8 protein-coding genes and 1 pseudogene are annotated in these 9,976 nt (G+C 67.8%); 1 reads left to right on the forward strand and 8 read right to left on the reverse strand.

What is annotated here, in order from left to right:
• The first annotated feature begins 45 nt into the window (after positions 1 to 45).
• Positions 46 to 1,281 carry an acyltransferase family protein gene (locus DPV79_RS22850; RefSeq protein WP_059498536.1) on the forward strand — a complete coding sequence of 412 codons (1,236 nt, stop codon included), beginning with the start codon at positions 46 to 48 and terminating at the stop codon, positions 1,279 to 1,281.
• A 68-nt stretch (positions 1,282 to 1,349) separates the two neighbouring features.
• Here DPV79_RS22850 and DPV79_RS22855 read toward each other — a convergent pair whose 3' ends face one another.
• The 8 genes and pseudogenes from DPV79_RS22855 to DPV79_RS43430 form a co-directional block, all read right to left on the reverse strand.
• Positions 1,350 to 2,123, reverse strand: a complete 774-nt coding sequence (locus DPV79_RS22855; protein ID WP_113046546.1) for an SDR family NAD(P)-dependent oxidoreductase — start codon at positions 2,121 to 2,123, stop codon at positions 1,350 to 1,352.
• Positions 2,124 to 2,155: 32 nt separating this feature from the next.
• Positions 2,156 to 3,742 (reverse strand): FadD3 family acyl-CoA ligase, encoded by a 1,587-nt coding sequence (locus DPV79_RS22860; protein WP_113046548.1) that lies wholly within the window; start codon positions 3,740 to 3,742, stop codon positions 2,156 to 2,158.
• 39 nt (positions 3,743 to 3,781) lie between these two features.
• A complete protein-coding gene (locus DPV79_RS22865; protein ID WP_113046549.1) occupies positions 3,782 to 4,843 on the reverse strand; it encodes a ferredoxin--NADP reductase in 1,062 nt (353 codons plus the stop codon).
• 15 nt (positions 4,844 to 4,858) lie between these two features.
• Positions 4,859 to 5,377: a flavin reductase family protein gene (locus DPV79_RS22870; RefSeq protein WP_021159417.1), complete on the reverse strand. Its 519-nt coding sequence runs from the start codon at positions 5,375 to 5,377 to the stop codon at positions 4,859 to 4,861.
• The gene (locus tag DPV79_RS22875) at positions 5,374 to 7,134 is read right to left on the reverse strand and encodes an FAD-dependent oxidoreductase (RefSeq protein ID WP_059487956.1); all 1,761 of its coding nucleotides are present in this window, start codon (positions 7,132 to 7,134) and stop codon (positions 5,374 to 5,376) included. The genes DPV79_RS22870 and DPV79_RS22875 overlap by 4 nt, the downstream gene beginning before the upstream one ends.
• Positions 7,135 to 7,144: 10 nt before the next feature.
• On the reverse strand, positions 7,145 to 8,338 hold the full coding sequence (locus DPV79_RS22880; RefSeq protein ID WP_060277409.1) for an acyl-CoA dehydrogenase family protein: 1,194 nt from the start codon (positions 8,336 to 8,338) through the stop codon (positions 7,145 to 7,147).
• Positions 8,339 to 8,508: 170 nt separating this feature from the next.
• The gene (locus DPV79_RS22890; RefSeq protein WP_011355016.1) at positions 8,509 to 9,648 is read right to left on the reverse strand and encodes an LLM class flavin-dependent oxidoreductase; all 1,140 of its coding nucleotides are present in this window, start codon (positions 9,646 to 9,648) and stop codon (positions 8,509 to 8,511) included.
• Between the two features lie 202 nt (positions 9,649 to 9,850).
• Positions 9,851 to 9,976 (reverse strand): annotated as a pseudogene (locus DPV79_RS43430) (IS630 family transposase); the annotation flags it as partial.

Here is a 9,976-nt window from a genome sequence, read left to right on the forward strand (position 1 = left end):
AAGCGGTTGATATACACTTCGCCGTCCAACACACCCATTTCCTCGATGACGAAGTCTGCCCCGCACCTCGACAAACAGCGCGTATTCGGACTGGACGTACTGCGCGCACTCGCGGTTCTCCTCGTTCTGGCCAGCCATACTGTGGCGCACGGAACACCACCCGAGTGGCTGCGGTGGTATTTCTCGGCACAGGGAACCATCGGGGTCGAGATCTTTTACGTCCTAAGCGGGTTCCTGATCGGTAGCGTGCTGATTCAGTCCAGAAAAGCAGGCAAGCTCAAGGCACCTGGCGATATTCTCGATTTCTGGAAACGTCGCTGGGCTCGTACCCTCCCACTATATGGGTTCTTCCTGCTTGTCTATCTCCGCTTCGACTACCATGGACCGGCCTCTCTCGAGGTGGCGTGGCCGTTCTTCCTCTTCCTCCAGAATCTCGCGTGGCCGATAGCGCCGTTCTTCGAACACTCATGGAGCCTCGCCGTCGAGGAGTGGTTCTACCTGTTGCTTCCATGCGTGTTCCTCGCGGCGGCCGGCACATTGAAGTCGAATGGGCGTGCAATGCTCGCCACATGCGTCGCATTCCTAATTGTTCCTCTCGCCGCGAGAATCGTCTTTGGTTGGCATGCCCAATCACTATCGGATGTCGATCGCCATGTTCGGTCCATCGTTCTTTGCCGACTGGACTCCCTGTTCATCGGCGTGATCGCCGCCTACATCCGAATCGAGCAGCCGGAATGGTTCGCACGTTCAGCATCAGTCTGGAAATATTCGATGCCGTTATTTATCGGATTCACGATTTATTTTTCGTGCGGTGCTCCGTATCTGGTTACCAGTGGAGTCGTGCGCACAATGGCTTACCCGATTCTGTCTGTCGTCATTGCCACGTTGCTTCCCGCGGCGATGACCGTTCATACATCGGGCAGCGCTCTGCTCGATCACTTCATCAGGTGGACCAGCCGGATTTCGTATTCCCTCTACCTAGGGCACATCTGCATGCTCACGCTGGTGCTCGCCATGTTCTCAAAATATGGATGGACACTCGATGGTCACCGCACGACGCTCATCTTTTACGCTACGCTTGCCGGCTGCTATTTCGTGTTTGCTCATCTGACGTACCAATTTGTAGAGCAGCCCTACATCCGGCTTCGCGACAGGATCATGGGGAACAGCGATGAACGAAGCGGAAATATCGCCGTGGCCGAAAGCACGGTTCGGTCGAGAAGCATGACGGACCGATCGTCGGACGTGCTTTCGAAGCTGAATCGCATCGAGCATCGGTAGCGAAAATGTTCCACAGACGCGAAAGGCCAGCTCGCAGCAAACGGCTGTCCGAGGCCATCAATCCACCGCTACAACCCATACCCACCCGAAACATTCAACTGCTGCCCGGTAATGTACCCAGCCCGATCCGACGCCAGGAACACCGCCGCCCGCCCGACATCGTGCGCCTTTCCCCAGCGCTTGAGCGCGAGCATCTTCTGTGTCTCGTCGATCCACGCCTGGTCGAACTGCCCCTGTTCGAGCAGCACCGGAAACATCCCGGCCTCGATCACGCCGACCAGGATCGAATTCGCGCGAATGTCGTAGCGCCCTTCCTCGCGCGCCAGCCCTTTCACCAGCGCCTCGTTCGCCGCCTTCGGTGCGACCGACAGCCCGTCGCGGTCGGGCCAGCGCAGATGCCCGGCCGACCCGAGCGTCACGAACGATCCGCCGCCCGACGCACGGAAGTGCGGCAGCGCGGCCTTCGCCGCCACGAAGAAGCCGATCGTCTCGACGTCGATCGCGCGGCGCCAGTCGTCGTGTGTCATGTCGCCGATATGACGCTGGTTCACGAACGGCCCGGCCGCCCAGACCACCGTGTGCACGCGGCCATGCGCGCCGATCGCGGCCGCGAACGCGGCGTCGACCTGTGCGGGATCGGTCACGTCCACGCAGTGCGTGGTGGCCGCGACACCCTCGCCGCGAATGTCGCGCGCGACCCGCTCGGCCACGTCGGCCTTGCTGCGGTAGCCCACCGCGACCGGCACGCCGGCCCGCGCGAACTCGAGCGCGACACCCTGCCCGATCCCGCCGCTGCCGCCGAACACCAGCACCGCACCCTGCGGAAATCCGTTGTCGTTCATGCGTTCATCCCGTTCGTGTACGGCGGCGGCGCTCAGGCCGCCGCCTCGGTCCCCGCCCGCAGGCGGTACTTCAGCACCTTCCCGGCCGCACTCGTCGGCAGTTGCCCGACGAACGTGAAATAGCGCGGCACCTTGTAGTTCGCCATGTTGCGGCGCGCCCAATCATTCAGTTCGTCGGCGTCGGCATGCGCGCCCGGCCGCAGCACGACATACGCGTGCCCGACCTCGCCGAGCCGCGTATCGGGCACGCCGACCAGCGCGACCTGCGCAATCGCCGGATGCGCGGCGAGCAGCCGCTCGATCTCTGCCGGATAGCAGTTGAAGCCGCCGACGATGAACATGTCCTTGATGCGGTCGGTGATCTTCAGGTTGCCGTTCGCGTCGACGCAGCCGAGATCGCCCGTATGCAGCCAGCCATCGGGATCGACGGTTTCGCGCGTCGCGTGCGGCTGGTTGAAATAGCCGCGCATCACGTTGTAGCCGCGCACCCAGATCTCGCCGGTCTCGTCCGGCCCGAGCGGCGCGCCGCCCGGCCCCGCGATGCGTAATTCGACATCCGGCATTGGCCGGCCGGACGTGCAGGCGACCGTCTGCGCATCGTCGCCTTGACGGCACAGCGTCGCGAAGCCGCACGATTCGGTCAGCCCGTAGCCGGTCAGCACCGTCTCGAAGCCGAGCTCGGCGCGCATCCGTTCGATCAGGCTCGGGGCGATCGCCGCCGCGCCCGTGACCGCGATCCGCAGCGACGACAGGTCGTGCGTCGCCCGATCGGGCGCGTCGAGCAGCGCGTAGTACAGCGTCGGCGGGCCGGGCAGCACCGATATGCGGTCGAGGGCAACGCGCCGCAGCACCTCGGCCGGCTGGAACACGAGATGCGGCAGCACGGTCGCGCCGCTCGACAGCGCGGCGAGCCAGCCCGCCTTGTAGCCGAACGTGTGGAAGAACGGATTGACGATCAGGTAGCGGTCGTCAGGACGCACGCCGGCGATCGCCGCCCATGCCTGCGCGGCGCGCAGGTTCTGGCCGTGCGCGGTCATCACGCCCTTCGGGCGGCCCGTCGTGCCGGACGTGAACATCAGGTCCATCACGGTGTCGGGCGTCACTTGTGCCTCGCGTTCGCGCACCGCGTCCAGCGGCACCTCGGCGCCGCGCGCGAGGAACGCGTTCCAGGTCTCGTCATGCGCGCCGCGCGGCGGTTCGCCATCGAACACGACGACACGTTCGAGCGTCGCGGGGCGGTGCGGCGCGAGCATCGCCGGATAGGATTCGCCGAGGAACGTGCCGCAGCAGAACAGCAGCCGCGCGCCGCCATCGTGCAGGATGCCGCCCACCTCCATCCCCTTCATCCGCGTGTTGACCGGCACGAGGATCGCGCCGACGGTGTGGATCGCCAGCGCCGCGACGATCCATTGCGGCAGGTTCGGCGCCCACACCGCGATGCGGTCGCCGGCCTCGATGCCGCTCGCGAGCAGCGCGCGAGCCGCGTCGAGGCGGGCCGTGTCGAGTTCCGCGTAGGTCAGCCGGCCGTGCTCCGACTCGATCGCCGGATGCGCGCCGTGGCGCGCGGCTGCCCGCGCGATCAGCGCGGGCGTGGTCAGGATTTCGTTGTCCATCGTCATAGATCAGGGTGGCCGTGCGCGCCGCCGGCGCGCGTCGGCTCAGTCGGGAAACACCACGCGCAGTGCATCGCTCGCGGGCCGTGCGCAACAGGCGAGCGTCCAGCCGGCCGCGATCTCGTCGTCGTCGAGCACGTGGTTGCTGTCGAGCGCGACCTCGCCGCGCTCGATCCGGCACATGCACGCGCCGCATTGCCCCATCCGGCAGGAATTCGGCGCAGGCACACCCGCGCGCAGCATCGCGTCGAGCAGCGTTTCGCCGGGCGCGCTGTCGAACGCGAACGCGTCGCCGTCGAGCACCGTCTCGATCGCCGCACCGTCGCCGGGCGCCGACGCTGCCGCCGTAGTCGCAGTAGTCGCCGTTGCCGCCGTTGTCGCGGCCTGCGCCGGCGCATCGGGCAACGACGCGAACCGCTCGACATGCACGCGCGCACGCGGCAGCCCGAGGCCGAGCATCGCGGCCAGCGCGTTCTCCATGAACAGCGCGGGCCCGCAGATGAACGTCTCCTGCCGGCTGAACGGCCGCGCGAGTTCCTCGAGATGGCGCTGCTGCGGAATGCCCTGCACGCTGTCGAGCCAGTGAATCACGCGCACGCGCCCGGGATGGCGCTGCGCGAGCTGCTGCAGTTCGTCGCGGAAAATCACCGAGCGCTCGTCGCGGTTCGCGTAGATCAGCGTCAGCATCCCGCGCCCGTGCACGAGCGCGGATTTCAGGATCGACAGCACGGGCGTGATGCCGCTGCCGCCCGCAAACAGCAGCAGGTCGCCGTCGAGTGCGCGCGGCGTGAATACGCCGGCCGGCGGCAGCACCTCGAGCGTGTCGCCCGCCTGCACGCGGTCGCACAGCCAGTTCGACGCCCGGCCGTCGCGCACGCGCTTGACGGTGATCTTCGGCGCGGCGTCGATGCCGGGCGCGCTCGACAGCGAATAGCAGCGCGCAACGGCCGCGTCCGCGCACGGCACGTTCAGCGTCAGGAACTGCCCGGGCCGGTACGCGAATGCGTCGCGCAACGCGGCCGGCACGTCGAACACGAACGAGCACGCGTCGTCGCTTTCGGCAATTACTTCGGCAACGGTCAGCCGATGGAAGCGCGAATCGCTCATCGCCGGCTCCTCACGTCACGCGGCCGCACGGGCCACCGGCGCGCCGGGCGTCGTGTAGGCGCCGTCGAGATAGACGAGCGGATCGACGTCGCCGCACATCAGCACCTCGCGAATGCGCCCGATGAACACCGTATGCGTGCCGTATTCGAAGCGGCCGTCCTGCTCGCATACGAGGCTCGCCTGCGAATCGCGCAGATAGGGCACGCCGTGCGGCGACGTGTGCCAGTCGCCGGTCGTGAAGCGCGCTTCGCCCTTCAGCCGGCCGCTGCAGTCGATCGCGATGCCTTCGTGGCGGGCCGACAGCACGTTCACGCAGAACGGGGCGCCCGCATCGAGCGGCGGATACAGCGACGCGGTGCGGTTGATGCAGATCAGCAGCGAAGGCGGATCGGTCGACAGCGAGTCGACCGCCGTCGCGGACATCGAGTAGCGCCGGCCGTCGTGCGCGCTGCTGATGACCGTGACGGAGCGCGCGAGGCGGCGCATCGCGAGCAGCATGTCGGTGCGCAGCGGATGGGGGGTGAGATCGCTCATCTTTGGACTCCGTCAAGTTCAGTCGTGGATGGCCGGGCCGGCCGGCCGCCGGCGTCGGCCGCGTGCGCGGCCAGGTGATCGGCGGCGATGAAACCGAAGGTCATCGCCGGGCCGAGCGTCGAGCCCGCGCCGGGGTAGCTCGCGCCCATCATCGACGCGCTGGTATTGCCGATCGCGTAAAGGCCGGCGATCGGCTCGCCGTCGGCGCGCAGCACGCGGGCCAGCGCGTCGGTGACGAGCCCGCCCTTCGTGCCGATGTCGCCCGCGTCGATCCGCACCGCGTAGAACGGCGCCTGGTCGACCGGCCCGAGGCACGGGTTCGGCTCGTTCCGCGGATCGCCGTAGTACGTGTCGAACGCGTTGTCGCCCTTGCCGAACGCCTCGTCGATTCCGGTCGCCGCGTAGCGCGCCATGTCGCGCAGCGTGTCGTGCAGCCCGGCCGCGTCGACGCCGATGCGCGCGGCCAGCGCGTCGATCGTGTCGGCCTTCACGAGCACGTCGCGAAACGCCGCCGGAATCCGCGCATCGGGCATCATCGACGCCGGCATGATCGGCCCGCACGGATACTTGCGCCGAAACCGCGCGTCGAACACCATCCATGCGGGCACGCTCGCACCGGTGCGCGCATGGTCGCGATACATCGCCGGCACGAATTCGGAATACGGCGCGGCTTCGTTGACGAAGCGCTTGCCGAGGCTGTTGACGATCACGCAGCCCGGCAAGTTGCGTTCGACGAACAGCGCGCGCTGTTTCTCCTCGCCGGCGACCCCGACCGTCGGTGCGCCCCACACGTGCTCCATCAGCGCCAGCGCGCCGCCGAGCCGATGGCCTTCGGCGATCGCATCGCCGGTGTTGGCAGGCGGCGTCGCGCTCCACTGCGCCTGCGTCGGCTGCGGCAGGTAGCGTTCACGCATCGGCTGGTTACGCTCGAAACCGCCCGCGCCGAGGATCACGCCGCGTCGCGCGGCGATCGTCACGGGCTGCCCGAAGCGCTGCGCGCGCACGCCCGTCACGCGGCCGTCCACGTCGAGCAGGTCGCGCATCGGCGTGTCGAGCCACACCGGCACGTTGCGCTCGAGCAGCGCGCGGCGCAGCCCGCCGATCAGCGCGTTGCCGAGCGTCAGGCGCCGGTCGCGCCGCGTGCGGCGGCGCATCCCGATATCGAGCCAGTAACGGCCGAACTGTGCGATCGCGAGCTTCATGAAGCCGGGCCCGCGCGAGAACAGCGTGTGCGCTTCCTTCGACGTCACCGCCACGCGCCCGCCGATCAGCGTGCCGGGCGATGGCGGCCGCAGCCGGTCGAGCTCGTCGCCGAGCAGCGCGCCGTCGAACGGCAGCGGATCGAGCGCGCGATAACCCGGCATCGCGCCCGGCACCTTCTGGAAATAGTCCGCGTACTTCGGCAGCGACTGGTAGCGCACCGGGGTCTTCGATTCGAGGTAGCGCAGCATCTCCGGCGCGCGGTCGAGATACGTGTCGAGCTTCTCGGGTGTCGACGCGCCGGCCACGCAGGCTTCGATGTAGCCGCGCGCGGCCTCGCGCGAATCGGTCGCGCCCAGCTCGGCGATATGGTGGTTGCACGGCACCCAGATCCCGCCGCCCGACACGGCCGACGTGCCGCCGTACAGCGCCGTCTTCTCGATCACGACGACGGACAGGCCGCGGTCGGCCGCGCGGCACGCGGCGAGCAGCGCGCCCGCGCCCGAACCGACGACCACCACGTCGAACACGTATTGCTGTGCTTGCGGGTCGTTCATCGCGTCTCCGTCAGATGAAGAAGTCGGTGTTCTCGCGGCCGAGCATCACGGCGCCGAGGTTCTGGCCGAAACGGTCCACGTTGTTCGCGTAATGCGCGCGGGCCGCATGCAGGTCGAGAAAGCGACGCACCAGCGGATTGCGGTGATAGATGCCGTTGCCGCCCGCGTAGCGCAGCAGCGCGTTCGCCGCCTGCGCGCAGCGCTCGGCGACCTGCGCGGACTGGTAGCGGAAATGCACGCGGCGCTCGATCGACACGGCCGGGCCGCCGGTCACCGACGCCATCAGTTCCGCGAAATTGCGCCTGAGCAGCACCTTCATCTCGTCGATCGCGACGGCCGCGTTCGCGCACGCGTTCTGCGCGCCCGGATCGTCGGTGGTCTTCGCGCCGCTGTTGGCCGATACGCGCGTGGCCGCATAACCGGTGAAATCGTCGAGCGCGCCCTGCAGCGCGCCGATGCACGACGTGCACACGGCGCGCACGAAGATCTGCGCGAACGGCAGCCTGAACAGCGGCGCATCGTTGACGGCCAGGCCCGGGCTCGTGCCCATCATCCCGTCGATGGCCTTGTGCGTGCGGTACGCGGGCACGAACACGTCGTCGACGACGATGTCGTGGCTGCCCGTCGCGCGCAGGCCGAGCACGTCCCAGTCCTGCTCGATCCGGTAATCGGATTTCGGCAGCAGGAAGGTGCGGTATTCGGGCGGCTGGCCGGCCTCGGCCGGCGGCACCAGCGCGCCGAGGAATACCCATTCGCACAGTTCGCTGCCGCTCGAGAACTTCCAGTGGCCCGACAGGCGAAAACCGCCGTCGACCGGCGTGACGCGGCCGACCGGCATGTAGGTCGACGCGATCAGCGTCGCCGGGTCGTTGCCCCACACGTCCTGCTGCGCGCGCTCGTCGAACAGCGCGAGCTGCCAGTTGTGCACGCCGACCACGCCGTACACCCACGCGGTCGACATGCAGCCGCGCGCGAGTGCCATCTGGATGTCGAAGAAGGCCTGCGGATCGAGCTCGTAGCCGCCGTAGCGCTTCGGCTGCAGCACCTTGAAGAAACCGGCGGCCTGCATGTCGGCGATCGTCTCGGCCGGGATGCGGCCCTGCGCTTCCGCCTGCGCGGCGCGGCCGGCCAGCGTCGGCGCCAGCGCCTCGGCCCGGGCGATCAGCGTGGCGGCCAATGCGTTCGAATCGTTGTCGCGATGCACGAATGTCTCCTGTTGAACGGAGGCTGCGCCGCGGCGCCCGCCCCGCTCTCGTTCAAAGTTGTTCTGCGCGGCCTGGCCGCGGGCGATGCTCGCCACCACCGATGGTCGGCGTCGCGCGACCGCGCCGCATCGTCCGACCGGACGGGACGACGGGCGCGGCCCGCCCCGCCTTACGCGCAGGCCCGCTCCTTCTCCTTGTTGAAGAACGGGATCACGTGCTCGCCGATATTGCGGATCGTCTCCATCTGCGCTTCGTGCGGCACCGTACCCATCTGGCACAGGAACAGCACTTCGTCGACGCCGGCTTCCTGCAGGCGGCCGACATAGCCGATGCAGTCGTCCACCGTGCCGTACGCGTGGTTCGGGTTCATCATCGCGAGCGCCGGATCGGCGAAGTTCACGACGACTTCCTCCGACGCGAAGCGCGAGCGGATCACCATCTCGCCGGTGTCGGCCTGCACGAGGTCGTCGCCCCACTTCGCCGGGTCCGGACGCTCGCCGCCCGTGTACCAGTACGCGAGCGATTCCATGAAGTAGCGCTGGCCGCGGATGCCGATCTTGCGGGCGGCCTGGCCGTCGGCCATCACGACCGTCGGGCACAGCGCCGCGAGGTGCTGGGTCGGGCGGAAGCCGACCTGGTCTTCCGGCTTGCGGTTCGCCCACGCTTCGCGATACACGGCGTTCTTCTTCGCGACTTCATCGGGGCCGCCGAAACCGAGCACGAGCGCGCCCATCCCGCGCTGGCCGGCGCGCAGCAGCGCGTCGGTGTTGGTGCACGCGAGGTACATCGGCGGGTGCGGATCCTGGAACGGCTTCGGGTGGATCGGACGCTTCGGGATCTTGATGTACTTGCCGTCGTGCTCGATCTCGTCCTGCACGAACATCTTCGGCACGAGGTACATCGATTCGTCGATCATCGGCTGCAGTTCGTTGAGGTCGTAGCCGAACGCGCCGGCTTCCTGCTGGCTCCCGCCCTTGCCGACACCGAAATGCACGCGGCCGCCCGACAGGATGTCGAGCAGCGCGACGCGCTCGGCGACCTTGATCGGGTGGTTCATCGCGGGCGGCAGGCACACGACGCCGTGGCCGAGGCCGATGCGCGTCGTGCGGCCGGCCAGGTACGCAAGGAAGGTTTCCGGCGCGCTCATGTGCGCATAGTTGGTCAGCGACGTGTGCTCGACGCACCAGATCGTGTCGAAGCCGACCTGCTCGGCGAGCAGCGCCTGTTCGACCGTCTCCTTGAACACCCGGTGGTCGCCCTCGCGCGATGCGTCGGTGGTCTGGGCTTCGTAGATGAGGGAAAACTTCATTGCGTGCGTCTCCATGTATGTTGGACGAGTCGGGGTCGCGCAGCCCGCCCGCACGATACGGACGAATAGCGACGGTCCACGGATGGGAGTGTCGGCGCGCGGCCGGGCGCGGGCATCGTCTGTTCGGAGTATCGGCACGCGTGCGGGGACAGAGGGGTTTCACGGTCATCCGATCGGACTGCGTGAGCGCGCGAACGGCGCGCTAGTCCATTGAATCAGAAGAATTGGCGGTGATTCGGCGAGTGGGATCGTTGTAGGTCCACTGCAATGGTTTCGGATCCTTGTTGTACTGACGGATGTAACGCATGAGCTTCTTGTCGAGGTCTTT

The sequence above is a fragment of the Burkholderia reimsis genome (genome assembly GCF_003294055.1).
GTDB lineage: Bacteria > Pseudomonadota > Gammaproteobacteria > Burkholderiales > Burkholderiaceae > Burkholderia > Burkholderia cepacia.

Coding starts and splice junctions, on each gene's coding strand:
- DPV79_RS22850 (WP_059498536.1), top strand. CDS start 46: ATGACGAAGTCTGCCCCGCACCTCGACAAACAGCGCGTATTCGGACTG.
- DPV79_RS22855 (WP_113046546.1), bottom strand. CDS start 2,123: ATGAACGACAACGGATTTCCGCAGGGTGCGGTGCTGGTGTTCGGCGGC.
- DPV79_RS22860 (WP_113046548.1), bottom strand. CDS start 3,742: ATGACGATGGACAACGAAATCCTGACCACGCCCGCGCTGATCGCGCGG.
- DPV79_RS22865 (WP_113046549.1), bottom strand. CDS start 4,843: ATGAGCGATTCGCGCTTCCATCGGCTGACCGTTGCCGAAGTAATTGCC.
- DPV79_RS22870 (WP_021159417.1), bottom strand. CDS start 5,377: ATGAGCGATCTCACCCCCCATCCGCTGCGCACCGACATGCTGCTCGCG.
- DPV79_RS22875 (WP_059487956.1), bottom strand. CDS start 7,134: ATGAACGACCCGCAAGCACAGCAATACGTGTTCGACGTGGTGGTCGTC.
- DPV79_RS22890 (WP_011355016.1), bottom strand. CDS start 9,648: ATGAAGTTTTCCCTCATCTACGAAGCCCAGACCACCGACGCATCGCGC.